Here is a 20,447-nt window from a genome sequence, read left to right as displayed (position 1 = left end):
GGCCACACCCCCCCTTTTGTGTTACCTGTGCCCCGCGGGGGGGGGTTCCCCCCCCCCCTACGAGTTCTGCTACTTCAACTCATGCTCTGGATCTTTGAATACGATTAAGTCAGGGTCATGCTCGCCGATGTCGTCAACATGCCTGAAATGAATCTTGTTCTTGAAGATTGCGAGATCGGTAAGTGGAGTCATTTGTTTTCCGTCTTCAGACACTACGCCGGGAGCTAAGTAGTAAGTTTTATGTACTTTGAAAGCAGCCTTGAAGTTCTCGAGGTTTCTGCTCTCGGGCGGAGGGGTCATGCGATTCAGTCTGCTTACGCACATCAATAGGTCTTCTTTAATCTCAAGTCCGGCCTCTTTGTAACGAGCTGAAAAGCCGTCAATGTCTGGGCCGAGGTGAACCGTGTAGCCAGCATCCTCTCCTGGGATGTCACCCTCAATGATTGAGACGCGAATTTCTTCATGCTGGTCATTGTCACCGAAGCGATCATGCCAGCCTTTGAAAATTTCTTTAGCGAAGGATTCGTCTCTAAAAGCGAGCCCGAGAACTGGTGGAACCCCTGGGGCGAACATGAAGAATGTTGCACGCCACTTCGCTTGATTCCAAAGATCAATGTCAATCGGCGAGATGAAGAAGAGCTTTGGGTCAGTCTTTACGGGCTTGTAAGGGAGTGGGCGTCTTGCCCCTAGTTCTGGCTTCTGGATGTGAGGTTGCCCTGTGAGGCGCTTGTATAACCTGTCATATCTGATCGGCTCAGCAACGTTGTAGTGTGTGAATGGCTGAAGCGGTATAGGGATGTATGAGTAATCTTGTTCTTCAAAAATTACCGGGATGAACTTGTCGTTGTTGAGGCCAGAGTTGTAAAGGTGTTGATAGGCAATGGTTCCTTCCCACTTGACACCGAGGCCTTTATTAGGCGCTTCATCACCCATGATTCGGTTGAGGTAGGTTTCTGTGCAAATCACTAGGACATGCTTTGCGTCCCTGATTTTTCTGTCCATCCAACGAGGCCAGCCCTCGGATGGGGATTCTTCGTACTGATCCAGTACGCAATCTATACCCTCTCCGCGAAGGCGATTGGACAGTTCAAGGACGCGCTGCACGTGGACAGGTGAGTCGTAGCTGTAGCTGATGAAAACTTCGTCGGTCGACATGGTTGTTTGGTGAGAGCTAACTACTGGTTATCAACCGAATACGACCAATACCATCGTTCGCGCTCATGCTTCGAACGCTGGCAGCTTCTTCCTGATTAACTTGTTCTGCAACTCCACATACGCCGGAATCCCACCCCGCCCATACGGCGGCGGCGCTTCCCCACGGATCAGCGGTTCCAGATACTTGCGTGCCGCAGCGGTGATGCCGTAACCATCCTTGCGGATGAAGCCGGCTGGCATCTTCTTTTCGTGGTTGGCGACCTTGTCCAGCGGTGCGGCTTCGATCTTCCAGCGGTACGGCGAATCCGAAGTGCGTTTGATCACCGGCATCGTCGCGTTCATGCCTTTCAACGCGTACTGCACCGCGGCCTTGCCGACGGCCATGGCCTGGTCGAGATCGGTCTTCGAAGCGATGTGGCGGGCGGAGCGCTGCAGGTAGTCGGGCAGGGTCCAGTGCACCTTGTAGCCGAGTTCGGCCTTGACCCGGCCGGCCAGGAACGAGGACACGCCGCCGAGCTGGGTATGGCCGAAGGAGTCGACCGTGCCCATGTCGGCGACGAATTTTCCGTCCGCACCGTGGATGCCCTCGCTGGCGACAACCACGCAGTAGCCGACGCGCTCGACCACGCGCCGCACGTTGGCGAGGAAATCGGCCTCGTCGTAGGGCCGCTCGGGGAACAGGATCAGGTGCGGGGCCTCGTCGGGCCCGTTGCCAGCCAGGCCGCCGGCCGCGGCCAGCCAGCCGGCGTGACGGCCCATGGCCTCGTACACGAACACCTTGGTCGAGGTCTCGGCCATCGCCGCAACGTCCAGCGCGCACTCGCGCACCGACACCGCGGTGTACTTGGCGGCCGAGCCGAAGCCCGGGCAGCAGTCGGTCACGGCCAGGTCGTTGTCGACCGTCTTGGGCACGCCGATGCAGGTCAGCGGCACGCCGTATTCGGTTGCCAGCCTGGAGACCTTCAGCGCGGTATCGGCCGAATCGTTGCCGCCGTTGTAGAGGAACCAGCGCACGTTATGCGCCTGGAAGACCTCGAGCAGGCGCTCGTAGCGGGCGCGGTCGGCCTCCAGCGACTTCAGCTTGACCCGGCAGCTGCCGAACGCGCCGCCGGGGGTGTGCGCGAGCGCGCGGATCGCCGCCGCCGATTCCTTGGATGTGTCCACCAGTTCCTCGCGCAGCGCGCCGAGGATGCCGTTGCGCGCCGCCAGCGCCCGGACCTTGCGGGCACGCGCCTCGCTGATCACGGCCGAGGCGGTGGCATTGATCACGGCGGTGACGCCGCCGGACTGGGCGTAGAGCAGGGTGGGTGCGGGTTGCGGCATGCAGTCGACTCCAGTGAGCGCGGCCCCGTCGGGCGGGCTGCGGCGGGTTTACGGTAAGCTGGCGCGAGATCGGGCCGGGCGGAGTGTAGCCCCGGCCCCGCAGGAATTCGGAGGAAGCGGATGCGATTGGTGTTGCTGGGCGCACCCGGCTCGGGCAAGGGCACGCAAGCCGCGCGGCTGAAAGGTCATCTACAGGTGCCGCACATCTCCACCGGCGATCTGCTGCGCGCGGAAGTGGCCGCCGGCAGCAAGCTGGGACTGGAAGCCAAGGAAATCATGGCCCGCGGCGAGCTGGTCAGCGACGCGATCCTGCTGGGCATGCTGGAGTCGCGCTTCTCGCAGGCCGACACGGCCGGCGGCTTCATCCTCGACGGCTACCCGCGCAACCTGGCCCAGGCCGGTGCGCTCGACGGGCTGCTCCAGCGCATCGGCCAGCCGATGGATTACGCCGTGCAGCTGGACGTGCCCACGGAACTGCTGGTGGAGCGCATCGCCGGGCGGGCCCAGGCCGAAGGCCGCGCGGACGATTCGCCCGAGTCGGTCCGCACCCGGCTGCGCGTCTACGAGCAGCAGACCGCGCCGGTGATCGAGTTCTACCGCCAGCACGGCCAGCTGACCGTGGTCGACGGCGTGGGTTCGCTGGACCAGGTGTTCACCCGGATCGTCGAGGCGATCGCGCCGGTGCGCGAGGTCGGCTGACCGCGCCGCGAACGCAGGGCGCCAGCTTCCATCAGCCCAGCCCCAATGAAAAACGCCCCGGCAAGCCGGGGCGTTTTCGTTGGCGCGACAGTCGGTGGCCGTTGACCGGCCTGCTGGATCAGGGGCTGGTCACCAGGGTCAGGTTGTAGGCCTGCAGGATCGGCGTGAGCGGCTGGTAGTAGCTGCGCGTGCGCCGGTTGGGGAGCTTGCCCTTGCAGCTGCCGCTGCCGCCCGACAGCACGCCCTGCGCCTGGCCCGGACCGGTGATGAACGAGCCGCCCGAGTCGCCGCCTTCCGAACAGGCGGTGGTGCGGGTCAGGTTGAGGATCGTTTCGCCGCTGCTGTAGTTGACGGTCTGGTTCTTGGCCTCGATCGTGCCGCAGCGCCAGCCGCTGGTGCGACCGGACCGGCAGATCGCCGCGCCCACGGCCGCCTCGGTCCCGCCGCGCACGGTCACGTCGCCGCTGGTATAGCCCTCGACGGTCGGGCGCGGGGTGTGCACGGCGTCCAGCCGGACCCAGGCATAGTCGTTGCCGGTCTGGCCCGGCGACGGGAAGCTGGAGGCGGCGAACGTGCCGAGCCGGACGCCGAGCGTCCACTGCGAGGGTTCGTAATACACGACCTCGCCAGCATCGCCGCAATGGCCGGCGGTGGTGTAACCGGGATTGCTGCCCTGGAAGACGGAGAAGCCGACCGAGCAGGCGTAGAGATAGCCGTCACCGGGATTGCGCAGGTAACCGTATCCGCCCAGCACGTCCATGCGCAGGCTGGGCTGTTCCTCGGCGATCTCGAAGCGCACGGTCTGGGCGTCGGCGCCGCTGGCGGCGACGAAGTCGATGCCGGCCTTCTGCCCGCCCTTGCCTACGCTGACCACCACGCTGTTGCTGGGCAGGTCGACGTACCAGCCGTACACACCCTTCGGCGCCCTGCCGCCGTGCGCGAGCACGTCGTCGAGCTGGGCCTTGGAGGCATTGAGCGAGGTAAAGCTGTGCCTGGCCTGGCGGATCTCGACCCCGGCGGCCTTCTGCGGCCTGATCGCGGTGGTGGCGACGACCAGCTTGAAGCTGCCGTTGGCCTGCTTCTCGATCCAGCTGCCGGCGTAGTTGCGGCCCTGCGCGGCGGCCAGCTTCTTCTCCTGCAGTGCGGCGAGGCGTTCGGTCCGGAGGTACTGCGACAGCTGGGCAGACGACAGGCCGAGGTCGCGCTGCATCGCCGCTCTCAGCGCCGGTGATACTTCCTGGCCGGAGGACGCCGGCGCGGCGGCGGCGACCATGGCGACCGCGAGTGCGATCGGCGAAAGCACGAGCAGGCCGCGTTTGGCCCGGGAAACGAACTTGCGCATTCTGAGGTTCTCCTGACGGACGGGACGATCGATTCGGATGTTGCTACCCAGCAAACGCATCGCCGCGAACGGTGCGGCCGCAAACGGCGTGCGGGCCCGGCAGGCGATGCTGGCACAGCGGCAGCGGTCGAGTCTGAATAGCCGGATCGGCGACAATGGCCCGATGAGCAAACTGCATATCCTCGGCATCGCCGGCACCTTCATGGGCGGCGTCGCCGCGTTGGCCCGGGAACTCGGGCACGCCGTCGAAGGCAGCGACCAGAACATCTATCCGCCGATGTCGACCCAGCTCGAGCAGCTGGGCATCGCGCTGCGCCAGGGCTATGCGCCCGAAAACATCTCCGCCGACTGCGACGAGATCGTGGTCGGCAATGCGCTCTCGCGTGGCAACCCGGCCGTGGAACACGTGCTCGATGCGGGCCTGAAGTACACATCGGGCGCGCAGTGGCTGAGCGAACAGGTGCTGCCCGGCCGCGACACCCTGGCCGTGGCGGGCACCCATGGCAAGACCACCACGACCACGATCCTGGCGTACCTGCTGCAGGCGGCAGGGCGCGAGCCCGGCTTCCTGATCGGCGGCGTGGCCGAGGACTTCGGCGTGTCCGCGCGCGTGGGAACGGGGCGCGAGTTCGTGGTGGAAGCCGACGAGTACGACACCGCGTTCTTCGACAAGCGCAGCAAGTTCGTGCACTACCGGCCGCTGGTGGCGATCCTCAACAACCTCGAGTACGACCACGCCGACATCTTCCCCGACGTGGCCGCGATCCAGCGCCAGTTCCACCACCTTGTGCGCATCGTGCCGCGGCGCGGGAGGTTGATCGTGAACGGCGCCGACGAACGCCTGGCCGAAGTGCTGGCGATGGGCAGCTGGACGCCGGTCGAGCGCTTCGGCCTGCTGTCCGAGGGCACCGCGCCCGTGTACGAGTGGAGCGCACGCAAGCTGCGTGAGGACGGCAGCGCGTTCGTGGTGCTGCACGGCTCGCGCGAGATCGGCACGGTCGAATGGCCGATGCTCGGCGACCACAACGTGCTCAACGGGCTGGCCGCGCTGGCCGCCTGCCACGCCGTCGGCGTGGAGATCGGCGCGATCCTGCCGGCGCTGGCGGCCTTCCGCAGCGTCAAGCGCCGGCTGGAAGTGCTGGGCAGCGCGCGCGGCGTCACCGTTTACGACGATTTCGCTCACCATCCCACTGCCATCGCCACCACGCTGGCGGGACTGCGCGCGCGCGTCGGCGAAGCGCGCGTGATCGTTGCGATGGAGCCGCGCAGCAATTCGATGCGCCTGGGGGCGCATGCCGAGGCGCTGGCGCCTTCGCTCGCGGGCGCGGACGCGGTGGTGTTCCTGCACCGGCCGGAACTGGCCTGGGATGCGGGCGCGGTACTCGCCGCGCTGCGTGCAGAAGGCCATGCGGTCCCGGACGCCGACGCGCTGATCGCAAAGCTCTCGACGCTGGTGCGCGCAGGCGACCATGTCGTGTTCATGTCCAACGGCGGCTTCGACGGCGCGCCGCGACGGTTTCTCGCCGCGCTTGCCTGAAGGAACAACCACGGGCACGGTGCTAGGCTGACCGAGTGACCGAATCGCTCCCGCTGTTTCCGCTGCACAGCGTGCTGCTGCCCGGCGCGGCGCTGGGCCTGCGGATCTTCGAGCCGCGCTATCTCGACCTGGTGCGGGATTGCGGGCGCAATGCGCGCGGTTTTGGCGTCTGCCTGATCCTGTCCGGCGCAGAGGTCGGCGCGCCTGCGACCCCGGCCGCGTACGGCACCGAAGCGCTGATCGAGGATTTCGGCAGCAGCGACGATGGCCTGCTCACCCTGCAGGTGCGCGGCGCGCGGCGCTTCCACGTACGCCGCACCCGCGTGCGCGACAACGGCCTGCTGGTGGCCGATGTCGACTGGTGCCCCGATGATCCCGACGACGAACTGCGCGCCGAGCATGGGTTGCTGTCGACCCTGCTCGAACGCGTGATCGGCCATGTCGGCGGAGAATTCGCGAAAGCCCCCGCCGCGCGCCTGGACGATGCCGCCTGGGTCGGCTGGCGCCTGGCCCAGCTGCTGCCGCTGGCCGACGCGCAGCGCCAGTCGCTGCTGCAGGAAGACGATCCGCATGCGCGGTTGGATCTGCTGGTGCAATTGATGCCGTAGGGCGTCGCAGGCTCGCCTTGGCTCGCTACTGGTCTTGCGCGGTCGAAATCCGCAGCACATGCGCCTCACCCGTGTTGCGCGCGCCATCCTGCATCGGTAGCGAAGCGGCGGATGCGCGCAGGGCCCGGTGTGAGGCGCCGGCGTCTGCGATGGGCTGCCACAGGCCGAAGGCGCCGAACGGCCGGGTGTAGCGCAGGGTCTGGGTGCTGCCGATCCACAGCGGCGTGCCGTCGGCCAGGCGCACCGGCGCAGGCCACAGCCGCAACACCTGGGTGCTGGCGCCGTCGGCGGCGTCGCGACGCAGCAGCAGGGCTTCGGGATGCGCATCGAGCGTGGCCGGCAACACCGGTTGTCCGTCGCTGCGAGCGTCCTCGCGCAGCAGGCCCAGGGTCGAGATCCAGTCGGCCTGCGGCTGCACCCGCCAGCCTTGCGCCTCGAGCAGCGACTGCAGCGGCTCCAGTGGGCCGGCGACCTGCACGTCCAGCAGCCAGCGCAGGCTGGCATCGCGTTCGTTGCGGCGCTCGGGAAGGCGCTGCCAGCCGTTCTGGCGCCAATCCTCCAGGCGCATGACCTGGGTGGGCGGCGGCGCGCTGAACTTCGTGAGTACCGTGTCCACCGCGCGCGGTGCATGCCAGAACCCGGCGACCAGGAAGGCGCCGTAGAACAGCGACGCCAGCGGCCGCATCCAGAACGAACGCGCCACGTGCCGCCGGTAGGCGATGCCCAGCAACAGCAGCCAGACGATGCCCAGCAGCATTCCGGCGACCACGTCGCTGAGCCAATGCGCGCCCAGGTACAGCCGGGCGAAGCCGAGCAGGGCCACCGCCGCGCCGCTGACCAGATAAGGCCACACCCGCTTGCGTCCCGGCCATTCGCGCGCGATCAGCACGGCGAAGAAGCCGAAGGTGATGGTGGTCATGGTCACCGCGATCGAGGGGAAGCCGAAACCCTCCGGTGCCGTGGGCGGTCGCGGCATGTCCACCGACGCGCCCAGCCAGGTGGTCAGCGCCAGGCCGAAGGCGAGTGCGGCCAGCCAGTGCGCCGCCGCGATCCAGCGCCGACGCCAGATCAGGTAGGCCAGGGCGAGCCCCGCGGCCGGCAGCAGCACCTGCGCATCGCCGATCGACGCCAGCCCGGCCATCAGCCGGTCGGCCAGCGGATTGCGCAGGGTGTACAGAAAGTCGAACACGCTGCGGTCGATCGCCAGCGGTTCGCCACGCATCCAGACCGTGGCCAGCAGCGCGAACCAGGCCCAGGCGATCGCGAGCAGGCACACCGCCAGGATCGCCAGCGACGCGGACTCGGGCCGGTTCGGATCGATCAGCGCCGCGGCATAGCGACCCATGATCGGATGCGCCCGGGTCCACTTCAGCGCGCGCGCCAGCAGGTTGTCGGCATGGTGCGCAAACCAGCGCCAGGTGTAGAGCACGCCGGCCCAGACCAGGGCCAGCACCGCCGCCAGCGCCAGCAGGACCAACGCCAGGCGATCGGCGACCGCGGCCACCGCGTCGTAGGAGGCGCCGAAGATCCAGCCCGGGGCCAGGAACAGCGCGGCCCAGCTCAGCGCGGCAAAGATGCTGGCTGGCACGTAGCGCCGGAGCGGCATATGCAGCATGCCGGCGACGGCCGGCACGAAGGGACGCACCGGGCCGACGTAACGTGCGATCACGATGCCCTTGGCGCCGTGGCGGCGGAACAGCTGCTCGCCGCGGTCGATCAGCTGCGGGTAGCGCCGGAACAGCAGGTGATCGCGCATCTGCGGGCCCCAGAGCCGCCCCAGCCAGTAGCTGAGGGCATCGCCGGCGAACGCGCCGGCGCCTGCGCACACGATCGCGTAGGGACCATCCACGTGACCCAGGCCGACCAGCGCGCCGACCGCGAACAGCAGCGGCAACGCCGGCACCACGATGCCGACCACGGCCAGCGCATCGCAGAACGCGATCAGGAATATCACGCCGCCGGCCAGCACCGGGTGCGCGCTGATCCATGCGACGATGCCATCGAGCCAGGCGGATTGCATGGCGTAATTGTAGAGGGGCTCCCCGATCGCCTTTGTGGCAATCGCTGTGGGAGCGGCCTCGGCCGCGAATGCTCTGACCTGTCGGTCGCGGCGGCGAAGAGCATTCGCGAGCAAGCTCGCTCCCACAAGGGCGGGGCGAAATGGCAACCAGTGTGGGAGCGGTCTTGGCCGCGAATGCTCTGACCTGTCGGTCGCTGCGGCAAAAAGCAATCGCGAGCAAGCTCGTTCCCACAGGCAGGCAACCGGTCCGCCTCGGATGGCGGGCAAGGGCCCGCCCTACAATCTGCGCATGGATCGCAGCGACGCCGTCGAACTCCAGGCACTCAAGTCCGACAGTTTCGGCCGCATCGCGCTGATGCGCGGCGCCGACGGCATTCCCTTCGTGCGCCGCGACCTGCGCTTCGTGCCGCTGTGGCTGCGTGCGCCGGCATGGTGGCTGGCGCGACGCGAGGCGCGCGCGCTCCGGTGCGTGGCGGGCCTGCCGGCGATGCCGCAACTGCTGGGCTGGGACGGGCGCGTGCTCGATCGCAGCTTCCTCGATGGCGCGGCCATGTACCAGCGTCCGCCGCGCGGGGACGTGGCCTATTTCCGCAGCGCGCGCCGGCTGCTGCAGCGGCTGCACCGCGCCGGCATCGCCCACAACGACCTGGCCAAGGAAGCCAACTGGCTGGTGCTGACCGACGGATCACCGGGCATCATCGACTTCCAGCTGGCCGTGCGCGGGCGCCAGCGCTCGCGCTGGATGCGGCTGCTCGCGCGCGAAGACCTGCGCCACCTGCTCAAGCACAAGCGCATGTACTGCGCGCACGCGCTCACCCCGGTGGAGAAGCGTCTGCTCAAGCGCCACTCGTGGCTGCGCGAAGCCTGGTTCGCTACCGGCAAGCCGGTGTATCGCTTCGTCACCCGGCGCATTCTCAAATGGGAAGACAACGAGGGACAGGGACCGAAGCCGTAGGGGCGTGACGTAGGAACGACGTCAGTCGCGAGTCCCCCTGGCTGGCCGGCGCGCAGCGCGGGAAGCTCGCGGCTGACGCCGCTCCTACAATGGATCGCATCCCCGATGCTTACGAGGTCGCCATGTCCACCCTTGCCGGCAAGACCCTGTTCATCACCGGCGCCTCGCGCGGTATCGGCCTGGCCATCGCCCGCCGCGCGGCGCGCGATGGGGCCAACATCGCCATCGCCGCCAAGTCGTCGGTGCCGAATCCGAAGCTGCCCGGCACCATCCACACCGCGGCGGCGGACGTCGAGGCCCTGGGCGGCCATGCGCTGGCGCTGCAATGCGATATCCGCGAAGAGGACCAGGTTCGCGCCGCGGTGGCCGTCGCGGTGGACGCGTTCGGCGGCATCGACATCCTGGTCAACAACGCGAGCGCCATCTGGCTGCGCGGCACGCTCGACACGCCGATGAAGCGCTTCGACCTGATGCAGCAGGTCAATGCGCGCGGCAGCTTCGTCTGCGCCCAGGCCTGCCTGCCGCACCTGCTGCAGGCGCCGAACCCGCACATCCTCACCCTGGCCCCGCCGCCGTCGCTGGCGCCGAAATGGTGGGCGCCGCACACCGGCTACACCCTGGCGAAGATGGGCATGAGCTTCGTGACCCTGGGCCTGGCGGCCGAGTTCGGGCCGCAGGGCGTGGCGGTGAATGCGCTCTGGCCGCGCACCGTGATCGCCACCGACGCGATCAACATGATCCCGGGCGTGGACCCGCGCAACTGCCGCACGCCGGAGATCGTGGCCGATGCCGCGCACGCGGTCCTGGTCCACGAGGCCCAGGGCTTCAGCGGCCGCTTCCTGATCGACGAGGAGGTGCTGCGCGAGACGGGCGTTCAGGACTTCGACCGCTATGCGGTGGAGCCGGGCCAGCCGCTGCTGCCGGACCTGTTCCTCGACTAGCGAGCCCTCGATCGGCACCGCCCCAGCCGCGCACGGTTAACGCTCCCCGCCGTCCACCCGTCAGAACCCGAGCAGCCCGATCCGGAATCGCGTGGAAGCCATTGAGGCGACGCCAGCACTGGTCGAATCCGCGCGCCGGGGACATCGCGGCGCGATGGATGCGTTGTATCGCCGGTTCGCGCCGGTGGTGCACGGCGTACTGCTGGGCTACGTGCAGCAAGCAGACGCGGACGATCTGACCCAGGACGTGTTCGAGACCGCGGTGCGGCGCCTGGGCGAACTGCGCGAGGCGGCTGCCTTTCCCGGCTGGATCGTCAGCATCGCGCGCCGCGCGGCATTGGACGAAAAGCGGCGGCGCGTTCCACTCACCGGCGTGTCGGTCGAAGCCGAATCCGACACGGCCACGCATGAGGAGCGGCTCGATGCCGAACGCACCCTGGCTGCGATTCGCGGACTGCCGGAGGCTTATCGGGAAACCCTGATGTTGCGACTGGCCGAGGGGCTGACCGGGCCCGAGATCTCCGCACGCACCGGGCTCACGCCAGGCAGTGTGCGCGTCAACCTGCATCGCGGCATGACGCTGCTGCGCACCGCGCTGGCATCCGGGGGACCGGGAGGGAGCACGCGATGAGCGGCGATGAGCACAACGATTACCTGTGGGACCGCAGCGGACCGGTCGATCCCGAGATCGCCCGGCTCGAGCGCCTGTTGCGGCCCCATGGCCACGATGGACGCGCCTTCCATGGCGGCGCCGCAGCTTCGCCGACTCGTGTCGCCCGCAGTCCGCGGCGTCGCTGGCGCATCGCCTACGCCGCCGCCGCGGTGTTGGGGCTGTGCGCCATCGGCCTCAATGCCTGGTACCGGCATCGCCTGCAATGGGAGCCCGGACGGCCCTGGCAGGTGATCGCCCAGCGCGGCGAGGTGAAGATGTCTGGTGCAGACGGACGGGCTCCGCACGCGTTTCCTTTGCAGGGCACGCTGCAGACCGGCGGCGACGGGATGGTGCGTCTGCGCGCGGCGCGGATCGGCGAGATCGCGCTGGACAGGAATTCGCAGCTGCGCCTGGTCGAAAGCCGCACCGGCCGGCATCGGCTGCAGCTGCAACAAGGGCGCATGTGGGCCCGGGTATGGGCGCCGCCCGGCCAGTTCGGCGTCGGCCTGCGCGGCGCCGAGGTGATCGACCTGGGGTGCGAGTTCATCATGCAAAGCGATGCGGCCGGGAACGGCGCGCTGACCGTGCGCAGCGGCTGGGTGCAGGTCGACAACGGCTGGGATGAGGTGCTGGTGCCCGAGGGCGCCACCGTGCGCCTGCACGGCGATCGTGCGCCCGGTACCCCGCGCGACATGGGGGCGACACCGCAGTTCGTCGCTGCGCTCGACGCGATCGACGCGCGCGGCGCGGATGTCGATCCGCGCGGCGAGGAACTGCGCCGGCTGATCGCCGCTTCGCGCACCGGTGACGCGATCAGCCTGGTGTCGCTGGTGCGGCGCAATCCGCGCCTGGCCGAGGGCCCGCTGTACGAGCGCATCGTGCAGGTGCTGCCACGCGCGGGGCTGGTGACCCGCGCCGACCTGCGCCGCCGCGGCGCCGTCGCTCTCGGCCCGTGGTGGGATGCCCTGCCGTATCCGCGGATCAAGAGTTGGTGGATGCAGTGGCCGGATGTGCTGCCTGCGCGGGACCGGGGCCCCGCCTGGCTGCAGGCTGAGGCGGACGGCTAACACTCGTCGCGCTACGGCGTCCTTGTCGTGCACGCGGCGCATCGTTGCGCCGCGGCCTGACCCGGAGGACATCATGCATCGCACTTGCATCCACACCCTGTTGCGCATCGCGCTGCTCGTCGCCACGCTCGCGGCGGCTCCAGCCGCGCTCGCCGGTCCGCCGCTGCTCTGCGATCCCTTCGACACGGCGGGCGCGGCCTCGCTGCCCTGGGGCGATGGCTGGAACCGCGCCCATAACGGGTATGACACCCGCGGGCTGGTCGAAGACACCCGCGCGCTGCTGACGCCGCAGGTCCCGGTGATCGCGCGCATGGAAACCCTGCGTCGCGCGGCGATCTATGCGAGCGCGAACGGCGACCAGCTGCGTCGCCTGGCCGCAGCGCTGGAGGCCCGCGTTGCCGCGGCGACGGATCCGCGGAGCAGGGCCCTGGCCCTGTTCGACGCCGGCTACTTCGCCGAAACCGTGCAGGACATCGCCCGGCTGCAGGGCTACGACATGCCCGGCATCGGCAAGGTGGATGCCGCCGCGCTGGATGCGGTGCTCGCCCGGGGAGAAGGCAGCACGCGCATCGCCGATGCGCTGCGCCTGCAGCCGGGCGACGCTTCGATGCGCTTCGCGGCGGCGTTGGTCGCAAAGGCGGACGCACGCCACGCCGACCGCGTGATCCATGCGCGGGCGGCACGTACCGGCGCCCGCAACGATCGCCTGCTGGCGCTCAACATCCGACAGATCGACTGAACGTAGCCGCCTGCCGGTCGCGGCATCCGCAACGCAGCGGACCGCGGCCGGCTGCGCCGATCCACGCCGCGCATGGGATCATCGGCCATTCCCCAAACGGATGCGCCGGCATGAAATACCTGCACACCATGATCCGCGTCCACGACCTGGACGCCACCTTGCGTTTCTTCTGCGAAGGCGTCGGGCTGCGCGAAACCCGGCGCATGGAGAACGCACAGGGCCGTTACACCCTGGTGTTCCTGGCCGCCGACGAAAGTCCGGACGCTGAGATCGAGCTGACCTGGAACTGGCCGCCGGAAGACGGCACGCTGGCGGAGGATTACGGCAGCGCGCGCAATTTCGGCCACCTCGCGTTCCGCGTCGGAGATATCTATGCCGTCTGCGAACGGCTGCAGTCGATGGGCTACACCATCCACCGCCCGCCGCGCGACGGGCATATGGCCTTCGTCCGCTCGCCCGACCTGATCTCGGTCGAACTGCTGCAGGAAGGCCACCTGCCGCCGGCGGAGCCCTGGGCGTCGATGCCCAATACCGGCACCTGGTAATTCATGTCGTCATCCCGGCGCAGGCCGGGATCCGGCTCTTGCGGGCGGCGTTGGCGGACGCGGGCACGCGCAAGCGCCGCAGATGACGTGCGCTACGCGCTGCCGTAGAACATCCCGGCTTGCCCCGGGATCACGAGTAAGCAATCACCCACCGAATCGAGTCCGATGACCGACACATCCCACCTCCTCGCGCTTGGCCACGAGCGCTACCTGCCCATCTACCGCCCACGCGATCTGATCCTGGAGCGCGGCCAGGGCGCGCGTCTGTGGGACACCGAAGGTCACGACTACATCGATTTCGGCGCCGGGATCGCGGTGTGCAGCCTCGGTCATTGCGACCCGGACCTGGTCGCGGCCCTGCATGAGCAGGGCGGCAGGCTCTGGCACACCAGCAACGTGTTCTACAGCGAACCGCCGCTGCGTCTGGCGGAGGAACTGGTCGCCGCCTCGCGCTTCGCCGAGCGCGTGTTCCTGTGCAACTCCGGCGCCGAGGCCAACGAGGCCGCGATCAAGCTGGTGCGCAAATGGGCGACAGCGCAGGGGCGTGCGCCGGAGCGGCGCGTTATCGTCAGCTTCCGCGGCAGCTTTCACGGTCGCACCCTGGCTGCGGTCACCGCAACCGCGCAGCCGAAATACCAGGACGGCTACGAGCCGCTGCCCGGCGGCTTCCGTTACGTCGACTTCAACGATCTCGCGCAGCTGGAAACGGCGATGGCGGACGGAGACGTCGCCGCCGTGCTGGTCGAACCGGTGCAGGGCGAAGGCGGCGTGATGCCGGCAGCCGACGGCTTCCTGCAGGGCGTGCGCGCACTGTGCGACCGGCACGGGGCGCTGCTGGTGCTGGACGAGATCCAGTGCGGCATGGGCCGCACCGGCGCGCTGTTCGCGCATTGGCATGACGGCGCGGTGCCCGACATCGTGACCCTGGCCAAGGCGCTGGGCGGCGGCTTTCCGATCGGCGCGATGCTGGCCGGGCCGCGCGTGGCCGAGGTCATGCAGTTCGGCGCACACGGCACCACTTTCGGCGGCAACCCGCTGGCCGCGGCGGTGGCCCGGGTGGCCTTGCGCAAGCTGGCTTCGGAACCGATCGCGGCCAACGTACGCAGGCAGGCCGCTGCGATCCGCGATGCGCTCGCGGCCATCGACGAGGAATTCGGCCTGTTCTCGGAGATCCGCGGGCGCGGCCTGATGCTGGGCGCGGCGCTCAACCAAACCCACGCCGGCCGCGCCGGCGAGATCCTCAACTACGCCGCCGCCGCGGGCCTGCTGCTGCTGCAGGCCGGCCCGGACGTGCTGCGCCTGGTGCCGCCGTTGAACATCGGCGACGACGAGCTGGAAGAAGGTCTGGCGCGCTTGCAAAGCGGCCTGCGCGCCTACCTGGACGCGCGGTCCCAGGGAAGGTCCGAGCAGGTCGGATCTCGTCAGTCATTCCCGCTTGCGCGAGAATGACGACAATCACTCAAGGCCGCTCTGACTCAGCCCAGCGCCTGCGCTAGGTCCGCCATCAGGTCGTCCGCGTTCTCCAGCCCCACCGACATGCGCAGCAGGTTTTGCGGCGACGATGGCTTGGGTCCTTCGACCGAGGCGCGATGTTCGATCAGCGACTCGCACCCACCGAGGGACGTGGCGTTGGTGAAGATCCGCACCCTGGACGCCAGCGCCAGCGCCGCCTCGCGCCCGCCGCGCAACTGCACGCTGAGCATGCCGCCGGCGTCGCGCATCTGGCGTGCGGCGATGTCGTGGCCCGGATGTGTCGCCAGGCCGGGGTAGTTCACGCTTTCGACTTCGGGCCGCGCCACCAGGAATTCGGCGACCTTGCGCGCATTGGCGCAGTGCATGGCCATACGCGCCGGCAGCGAACGCAGGCCGCGTAGCACCAGCCAGGCGCTGAACGGGGCCAGGCTCGGCCCCGCCAGATGCAGGCGCCTTGCAGTGGCACGGGATAGCTCGGTGTGCGCTGCGAAAGCCAGCAGCCCACCGAGCACGTCGCTGTGCCCGCCCAGGTACTTGGTTGCCGAATGCACTACTACGTCCGCGCCCAGCGCCAAAGGCCGCTGCAGTAGCGGTGTCGCGAACGTGTTGTCGCAGGCGACCAGCGCGCCGTGCGCATGCCCGATGTTGGCCAGGGCGGCGATGTCGCTGATCTGCAGCAGCGGATTGGACGGCGTCTCCAGCCACAGCAGGTCCACTCCCGCCGCGCACGCGGCGCGCACCGCGTCGAGGTCGGTCATCTCGACATAGGCGACGTCCACGCCACGCTGTGCCAGAAATTCGTTGGCGTACATGCGCAGCCCAACGTAGCAGTCCGTGGGCAGTACGATCCGCGCCGGCGTGGGCAGGCTCTCGATGAGGGTGCAGATCGCGGCCATGCCCGAGGCGAAGCCGAGCGCGGTTTGCGCGCCCTCGAGCGCGGCGATCGCGGCGCACAGCCGGTCGTTGGTCGGATTGCCTTCGCGCTGGTACTCGTAACCCGCCAACCGCGCGCCATCGGCGGCGTGCTGGAAGGTCGTGGACAGGTGGATCGGCGGCGCGACTGCGCCAGTGGCCGGATCGGGTTCGTTGCCGACGTGGACGGCGAGGGTTTCAGGGCGCATGGCCGGGGTTCTCCAGGAATCCATGGTCCATCAGCGCGGCGCGTAACCCGGCCGCGCCGCGATGGTGGTGGGCGCGCATGCCGGCCGCCTGTGCGGCATCGGCGTTGGCGCGCTTGTCGTCCACGAACAGGATTGCATCCGGCGTCAGGCCGAGCCTGGCCGAGGCATGGGCGAAGATCGCGGCCTCCGGCTTGCCGATGCCGAACTCGGCCGAGCACAGCACGCGCCCGTCGAACAGCGGCGACAGCGCCGGGCACAGGGTCGGCAAATGATCGCGCACGAGCAAGCCATTGTTGCTGAGGATCGCCACCGATGCGTGTCGCGCGGCTTCGCGCGCCAGCGCCACGACCTCGGCATCGGGCGTCATCGAGGCCGCGCGCGCTGCGATGCAGTCGGCGAGCGAAACCGCAACGCCGAGCCGCCGTGCCAGCACCTCAGCCTGGCCCCGGGCGTCGTGGCGTCCGAGGTCGCTGTCGCGTTCTAGCCCCGAGGCGAACAGCTCTGCCTCGATCCGTTCCGGAGCCACCCCGACCCGCGCCGCCAGCGTGCGCACCCGGGCGTCGTGGTCGTAACGGACCAGGGTCTCGTCGAGGTCGAACAGGACGCAGGCGGGCCGTTTCACCGGCACGTTCACGTCGCGCGGGCCACCGCGAAGGCTTCGCCTGCTGCCGCAATCGTCGCCGCGATCGCGTCGTCGTCGTGCGCGGCCGACATGAAACCGGCCTCGAACGCGGAGGGCGCCAGGTACACGCCGCGTTCGAGCATGGCGTGGAAGAAGCGGTTGAATGCGGCGGTGTCGCAGGCCACCGCCTGCGCATAGGTATCGACCTTCTCGCTGCTGAAGAACAGGCCGAACATGCCGCCGACGCGTTGTGTGCTGAAGGCGACGCCTGCCTCGCGTGCTGCCGCCTCGAGTCCGTTGCAGAGCGCGTTCGTTTTAGCCTCGACGGCGTCGTAAAAGCCGGGCGCCTGGATCAGTTCCAACATGGCAAGCCCCGCCGCCATCGCCACCGGATTGCCGCTGAGCGTGCCCGCCTGGTAGATCGGTCCGGCCGGGGCGATCTGTTCCATCAGCTCGCGCCGGCCGCCGTACGCGCCGACCGGCATGCCCCCGCCGATGACCTTGCCGAAGGTCGACAGGTCCGGGGTCACCCCGTAGCGCGCCTGCGCGCCACCCAGCGCCACCCGGAAGCCGGTCATGACCTCGTCGAAGATCAGGATGGTGCCGTGGCGCGTGCACAGGTCGCGCAGGTGCTGCAGATAGCCCTCGCGTGGTGGCAGGCAGTTGGCATTGCCGACCACCGGCTCGACGATCAGTCCGGCGATGTCGTCGCCGCATTCGTCGAACAGCGCGGTCGCGGCGTCGAAGTCGTTGTAGGGCAGGGTCAGGGTGAGGTCGGCCAGCGCCTTGGGCACGCCAGGCGAGGTCGGCACGCCGAAGGTCAGGGCGCCGCTGCCCGCTTTCACCAGGAAGCTGTCGCCATGCCCGTGGTAGCAGCCTTCGAACTTGACGATGCGTGCGCGCTCCGTGGCGCCGCGCGCCAGACGGATCGCCGAGAGCGTGGCCTCGGTCCCCGAGTTGACCATGCGCACCATCTCGCACCCCGGCACCAGCCGTGCGATGGTCTGGGCCATCGTCACCTCCAGCGGATTGGGCGTTCCGAAGCTCAGGCCGTCGCGGGCGGTGGCGATCACCGCTTCGAGCACCTGCGGATGGTTGTGGCCGACGATCATCGGCCCCCACGAGCCGACATAGTCGATGTAGCGGTTGCCGTCGACGTCGAACAGGTACGGCCCTTCCGCGCGCTGCACGAAGAACGGCTCGCCGCCGACCGACTTGAACGCGCGCACCGGCGAGTTGACGCCGCCGGGCATCAGCGTCTGCGCCTGCGAGAAGAGTGCCTGGGATCGGGAGGTGTCCATTTGCATCCAGATTGAAGTGATGTTGTCGTTCCCTGGGTGAGCCGTGCCCATGTCCCGGGAAAGTCTGCCTCAGGCCGGGCTCGCGGCTGGATCGAACGCGCGCCGGTACGCGCGCGCGGCGGCGAGAGGGTCCGCCGCATCGAACACGCCGGCAATGACCGCCACCAGGTCCGCGCCGGCGGCGATCAGGCCTGGGGCGTTGTCCGGGGTGATGCCCCCGATCGCCACCCGAGGCAGGCCCAGTGAGGCGGCTTCCCGCAGCAGGTCCGGCGTGGCGCGGCGCGCGCCCGGCTTGGTTGTCGACGCAAAGAACGCGCCGAATGCGATGTAGCTGGTGCCGGCCGTCGCCGCTGCCTGGGCGCGGACCAGGTCGTCGTAGCAGGAGACGCCGATGATGGCCGCCTCGCCCAGCACAGCACGCGCCTGGTGCACGGCGCCATCGTGTTCCCCCAGGTGCACGCCGGCCGCGCCGATTGCATGCGCCAGATCGGTATCGTCGTTGACGATCAGCGGCACGCCGGCCGCGCGGCACAGCGGCAGCAGCGCCAGCGCCTGTTCCGAGCGCAGTGCCGGGCTGGCGCCCTTGTTGCGGTACTGCAGCAGGCTGGCCTCGCCCAGCACGGCCGCCACGCGGTCCCGCAGCCGTGCGGTGTCGGGCTCGTCAGGCGTGACCAGATACAGGCCACGTTGCCAGGCGGCCGCGTTCATGCGCCGGTTTTCCGGCATTGCCGGGGCGTGGGAGAATGGCGAAACATTCCCGCATTATCCGCCGATGCCCGTCCCGGAGTCTCCCGCCGTCAACGCCGTCGCCTACCGCACCTGGATGTGTGTGGTATGCGGTTTCATCTACGACGAAGCCGCAGGCCTGCCCGAGGATGGCATCGCTCCCGGCACGCGCTGGGAAGACGTGCCCGACACCTGGACCTGCCCGGATTGCGGCGTGACCAAGGACGACTTCGAGATGATGCCGCTGTGAGCGGTGCTCAGTGCGGGCGCGAACCGCGCCCGATCGCGATCAGGCGCTCGCGCAGCGATTCGCTGTCGTCTGCATTCGGATTCAGCTGCAGGTAGCGGGTGAGATCCTGGCGCGCGCCATGCGCATGGCCCAGCTTCAGGTAACCCAGGCCGCGGTCGCGTAGCGCTTCGGCATTGTTGGGTGACAGCTTCAGCACCCGGTCGGCGCTGCGAACCGCCCGTTCCCAGTCGTCCTGGTCGGCATAGACGCCGTGCAGGTTGCGCAGCATCCGCATCAGCATGCCGCGATGGGAAGCTGGGCTGAGGATGTGGTTCAACGCCTCGTCATCGGGGACGTCGCCGCCCAGGTGCGGCTTCGCGCGCTCGCGCAATTCGTCGACGTCGAGCGGGCGGCCCCGGTTGAACGGATCCATCACCAGCACGCCGTCATCGACCGGCAGGCGCACCAGGAAATGGCCAGGAAACGACACGCCGTCGAGCGGCACGCCGACCCGGCGCGCGACCTCCATCTGCACCAGGGCCAGCGAGATCGGATTGCCGAGCCGGCGCTCGAACACCTCGTTGAGATAGCTGTTGCGCGGGTCGTAATACTGGTCGTGGTTGCCGGCGTAGCCCAGTTCCTCGAACAGGTGCCGGTTGATCGCCTGCATCTTCAGCGGCCAGGAGTCGACCGCCTCGATTTCGCCACGCAGATGTTCGGCATGGCTCTGCAGCAGGGTGTCGTACAGGTCCGCATCTAGTTGCGGATATTCGTCGCGCGCGATCAGCAGCGCGGTGCCCAGCAGCGGCAGCGTGGCGTCCTCCAGGGAGGCCAGTGCATGCCACTCGGGAAGTTGCAGGGGCGCCCGCATGCCCCAAGCCTGCGCGGTTCGCGCCGCCCGCGCAAGCGCGCATTGCGCGTTTCAGCGCACGTCGACGCCAGGGCCGAAGCGCAGCTCCGCGCCGTCCGCCAGCCCCAGGGCTTCTGCCTGGCCGGCGTTGAGTTCCAGCACGTAACGCGCCGGACCACTGCTGGGGTAGGGCGGGCAACGGTCGCCGAGCGTGCACGGCGGCACGTCTCGCTGCTGCGATACCAGCCTGCGCGCGTCGTCGAAATACAGGATGTCCAGCGCAATCTTGGTGTTCTTCATCCAGTAGGCCTGCGGTTCCTCGCGCTCGTGGATGAACAGCATCCCGCGGTCAATCGGCAACGCGTCACGGAACATCAGGCCGCGCGCGCGCTCGGCGTCGTCGTCCGCGATTTCCACGCTATAGCGCTTCCCGGCCAGTTCGACCCACGGGTTGCCGGCGCTCGCGCAGCCAGACAGCGCCAGCAGGGCGCCCAGAAGGGGGAAAAAGCGGGCAGAACAGCGCATGGATAGCTCCCGGGTCG

At 68.7% G+C, this 20,447-nt stretch carries 20 protein-coding genes and 1 pseudogene; 11 read left to right on the top strand and 10 right to left on the bottom strand.

The genetic code is table 11. The annotated features are described in order from the left end of the window. Window positions 1-69: 69 nt before the first annotated feature. Together MC380_RS16795 and MC380_RS16790 are read right to left on the bottom strand one after the other, a co-directional pair. On the bottom strand, window positions 70-1,155 hold the full coding sequence (locus MC380_RS16795) for a toll/interleukin-1 receptor domain-containing protein (protein WP_242166088.1): 1,086 nt from the start codon (window positions 1,153-1,155) through the stop codon (window positions 70-72). Between the two features lie 63 nt (window positions 1,156-1,218). Then, window positions 1,219-2,478: a 6-phosphofructokinase gene (locus tag MC380_RS16790; RefSeq protein ID WP_242166085.1), complete on the bottom strand. Its 1,260-nt coding sequence runs from the start codon at window positions 2,476-2,478 to the stop codon at window positions 1,219-1,221. A 120-nt stretch (window positions 2,479-2,598) separates the two neighbouring features. Here MC380_RS16790 and MC380_RS16785 point away from each other — a divergent pair, with 120 nt between their 5' ends. Continuing rightward, window positions 2,599-3,177 (top strand): adenylate kinase, encoded by a 579-nt coding sequence (locus MC380_RS16785; RefSeq protein ID WP_242166083.1) that lies wholly within the window; start codon window positions 2,599-2,601, stop codon window positions 3,175-3,177. A gap of 118 nt (window positions 3,178-3,295) precedes the next feature. On the opposite strand, the gene MC380_RS16780 is transcribed toward MC380_RS16785, so the two are convergent. Beyond that, on the bottom strand, window positions 3,296-4,519 hold the full coding sequence (locus MC380_RS16780) for a S1 family peptidase (protein ID WP_242166081.1): 1,224 nt from the start codon (window positions 4,517-4,519) through the stop codon (window positions 3,296-3,298). Between the two features lie 163 nt (window positions 4,520-4,682). Between MC380_RS16780 and mpl the strand changes: the two genes are divergently transcribed. Both mpl and MC380_RS16770 read left to right on the top strand, forming a co-directional pair. Continuing rightward, complete coding sequence (mpl, locus tag MC380_RS16775; protein WP_242166079.1) at window positions 4,683-6,056, top strand: UDP-N-acetylmuramate:L-alanyl-gamma-D-glutamyl-meso-diaminopimelate ligase; 1,374 nt, start codon at window positions 4,683-4,685, stop codon at window positions 6,054-6,056. 35 nt (window positions 6,057-6,091) lie between these two features. Next, entirely contained in the window at window positions 6,092-6,664 is a 573-nt protein-coding gene (locus tag MC380_RS16770) for an LON peptidase substrate-binding domain-containing protein (RefSeq protein WP_242166076.1), read from the top strand. A gap of 25 nt (window positions 6,665-6,689) precedes the next feature. On the opposite strand, the gene MC380_RS16765 is transcribed toward MC380_RS16770, so the two are convergent. Continuing rightward, the gene (locus MC380_RS16765; RefSeq protein WP_242166074.1) at window positions 6,690-8,684 is read right to left on the bottom strand and encodes a bifunctional DedA family/phosphatase PAP2 family protein; all 1,995 of its coding nucleotides are present in this window, start codon (window positions 8,682-8,684) and stop codon (window positions 6,690-6,692) included. 289 nt (window positions 8,685-8,973) lie between these two features. On the opposite strand from MC380_RS16765, the gene MC380_RS16760 reads away from it, so the two are divergent. The 7 genes and pseudogenes from MC380_RS16760 to MC380_RS16730 all read left to right on the top strand — a co-directional run. Next, entirely contained in the window at window positions 8,974-9,639 is a 666-nt protein-coding gene (locus tag MC380_RS16760) for a serine/threonine protein kinase (protein ID WP_242166072.1), read from the top strand. 122 nt (window positions 9,640-9,761) lie between these two features. Then, window positions 9,762-10,580, top strand: a complete 819-nt coding sequence (locus MC380_RS16755; protein WP_242166070.1) for an NAD(P)-dependent oxidoreductase — start codon at window positions 9,762-9,764, stop codon at window positions 10,578-10,580. Window positions 10,581-10,671: 91 nt separating this feature from the next. Then, a complete protein-coding gene (locus tag MC380_RS16750; protein ID WP_242166068.1) occupies window positions 10,672-11,211 on the top strand; it encodes a sigma-70 family RNA polymerase sigma factor in 540 nt (179 codons plus the stop codon). Then, the gene (locus tag MC380_RS16745) at window positions 11,208-12,299 is read left to right on the top strand and encodes a hypothetical protein (protein ID WP_242166065.1); all 1,092 of its coding nucleotides are present in this window, start codon (window positions 11,208-11,210) and stop codon (window positions 12,297-12,299) included. The genes MC380_RS16750 and MC380_RS16745 overlap by 4 nt, the downstream gene beginning before the upstream one ends. A gap of 73 nt (window positions 12,300-12,372) precedes the next feature. After that, window positions 12,373-13,038 carry a hypothetical protein gene (locus MC380_RS16740; RefSeq protein ID WP_242101410.1) on the top strand — a complete coding sequence of 222 codons (666 nt, stop codon included), beginning with the start codon at window positions 12,373-12,375 and terminating at the stop codon, window positions 13,036-13,038. Window positions 13,039-13,148: 110 nt separating this feature from the next. Beyond that, entirely contained in the window at window positions 13,149-13,583 is a 435-nt protein-coding gene (locus MC380_RS16735; RefSeq protein WP_242166064.1) for a VOC family protein, read from the top strand. A gap of 165 nt (window positions 13,584-13,748) precedes the next feature. Continuing rightward, window positions 13,749-14,972: pseudogene (locus MC380_RS16730) on the top strand (acetylornithine transaminase); the annotation flags it as partial. Window positions 14,973-15,058: 86 nt separating this feature from the next. On the opposite strand, the gene MC380_RS16725 reads toward MC380_RS16730, so the two are convergent. From MC380_RS16725 to thiE, 4 genes are all read right to left on the bottom strand, one after another. Further along, window positions 15,059-16,177: a PLP-dependent transferase gene (locus MC380_RS16725; RefSeq protein WP_242101407.1), complete on the bottom strand. Its 1,119-nt coding sequence runs from the start codon at window positions 16,175-16,177 to the stop codon at window positions 15,059-15,061. Next, complete coding sequence (locus tag MC380_RS18045) at window positions 16,167-16,799, bottom strand: HAD-IA family hydrolase (protein ID WP_242101406.1); 633 nt, start codon at window positions 16,797-16,799, stop codon at window positions 16,167-16,169. The genes MC380_RS16725 and MC380_RS18045 overlap by 11 nt, the downstream gene beginning before the upstream one ends. A gap of 8 nt (window positions 16,800-16,807) precedes the next feature. Next, the gene (gene hemL, locus MC380_RS16715) at window positions 16,808-18,100 is read right to left on the bottom strand and encodes a glutamate-1-semialdehyde 2,1-aminomutase (protein ID WP_242166060.1); all 1,293 of its coding nucleotides are present in this window, start codon (window positions 18,098-18,100) and stop codon (window positions 16,808-16,810) included. 69 nt (window positions 18,101-18,169) lie between these two features. Next, on the bottom strand, window positions 18,170-18,808 hold the full coding sequence (gene thiE / locus MC380_RS16710; protein ID WP_242101404.1) for a thiamine phosphate synthase: 639 nt from the start codon (window positions 18,806-18,808) through the stop codon (window positions 18,170-18,172). 64 nt (window positions 18,809-18,872) lie between these two features. On the opposite strand from thiE, the gene MC380_RS16705 reads away from it, so the two are divergent. After that, entirely contained in the window at window positions 18,873-19,076 is a 204-nt protein-coding gene (locus MC380_RS16705) for a rubredoxin (protein ID WP_242166059.1), read from the top strand. 7 nt (window positions 19,077-19,083) lie between these two features. On the opposite strand, the gene MC380_RS16700 is transcribed toward MC380_RS16705, so the two are convergent. After that, a complete protein-coding gene (locus MC380_RS16700; RefSeq protein WP_242101403.1) occupies window positions 19,084-19,926 on the bottom strand; it encodes a SirB1 family protein in 843 nt (280 codons plus the stop codon). 51 nt (window positions 19,927-19,977) lie between these two features. Continuing rightward, complete coding sequence (locus MC380_RS16695; protein ID WP_242166057.1) at window positions 19,978-20,430, bottom strand: DUF192 domain-containing protein; 453 nt, start codon at window positions 20,428-20,430, stop codon at window positions 19,978-19,980. Window positions 20,431-20,447 lie beyond the last annotated feature (17 nt).

The organism is Lysobacter sp. M15 (assembly GCF_022662515.1).
GTDB lineage: Bacteria > Pseudomonadota > Gammaproteobacteria > Xanthomonadales > Xanthomonadaceae > JAKPBU01.
The sequence above is the reverse complement of the archived record's forward strand: the minus strand, read 5'-3'. Positions and strand labels throughout refer to the sequence as shown.

Excerpts from the sequence above, each read along its gene's own strand:
- MC380_RS16795 (WP_242166088.1), bottom strand. The coding sequence starts at position 1,155 with ATGTCGACCGACGAAGTTTTCATCAGCTACAGCTACGACTCACCTGTC.
- MC380_RS16790 (WP_242166085.1), bottom strand. The coding sequence starts at position 2,478 with ATGCCGCAACCCGCACCCACCCTGCTCTACGCCCAGTCCGGCGGCGTC.
- MC380_RS16785 (WP_242166083.1), top strand. The coding sequence starts at position 2,599 with ATGCGATTGGTGTTGCTGGGCGCACCCGGCTCGGGCAAGGGCACGCAA.
- MC380_RS16780 (WP_242166081.1), bottom strand. The coding sequence starts at position 4,519 with ATGCGCAAGTTCGTTTCCCGGGCCAAACGCGGCCTGCTCGTGCTTTCG.
- mpl (WP_242166079.1), top strand. The coding sequence starts at position 4,683 with ATGAGCAAACTGCATATCCTCGGCATCGCCGGCACCTTCATGGGCGGC.
- MC380_RS16765 (WP_242166074.1), bottom strand. The coding sequence starts at position 8,684 with ATGCAATCCGCCTGGCTCGATGGCATCGTCGCATGGATCAGCGCGCAC.
- MC380_RS16760 (WP_242166072.1), top strand. The coding sequence starts at position 8,974 with ATGGATCGCAGCGACGCCGTCGAACTCCAGGCACTCAAGTCCGACAGT.
- MC380_RS16755 (WP_242166070.1), top strand. The coding sequence starts at position 9,762 with ATGTCCACCCTTGCCGGCAAGACCCTGTTCATCACCGGCGCCTCGCGC.
- MC380_RS16745 (WP_242166065.1), top strand. The coding sequence starts at position 11,208 with ATGAGCGGCGATGAGCACAACGATTACCTGTGGGACCGCAGCGGACCG.
- MC380_RS16740 (WP_242101410.1), top strand. The coding sequence starts at position 12,373 with ATGCATCGCACTTGCATCCACACCCTGTTGCGCATCGCGCTGCTCGTC.
- MC380_RS16735 (WP_242166064.1), top strand. The coding sequence starts at position 13,149 with ATGAAATACCTGCACACCATGATCCGCGTCCACGACCTGGACGCCACC.
- MC380_RS16725 (WP_242101407.1), bottom strand. The coding sequence starts at position 16,177 with ATGCGCCCTGAAACCCTCGCCGTCCACGTCGGCAACGAACCCGATCCG.
- hemL (WP_242166060.1), bottom strand. The coding sequence starts at position 18,100 with ATGGACACCTCCCGATCCCAGGCACTCTTCTCGCAGGCGCAGACGCTG.
- thiE (WP_242101404.1), bottom strand. The coding sequence starts at position 18,808 with ATGAACGCGGCCGCCTGGCAACGTGGCCTGTATCTGGTCACGCCTGAC.
- MC380_RS16705 (WP_242166059.1), top strand. The coding sequence starts at position 18,873 with ATGCCCGTCCCGGAGTCTCCCGCCGTCAACGCCGTCGCCTACCGCACC.
- MC380_RS16700 (WP_242101403.1), bottom strand. The coding sequence starts at position 19,926 with ATGCGGGCGCCCCTGCAACTTCCCGAGTGGCATGCACTGGCCTCCCTG.
- MC380_RS16695 (WP_242166057.1), bottom strand. The coding sequence starts at position 20,430 with ATGCGCTGTTCTGCCCGCTTTTTCCCCCTTCTGGGCGCCCTGCTGGCG.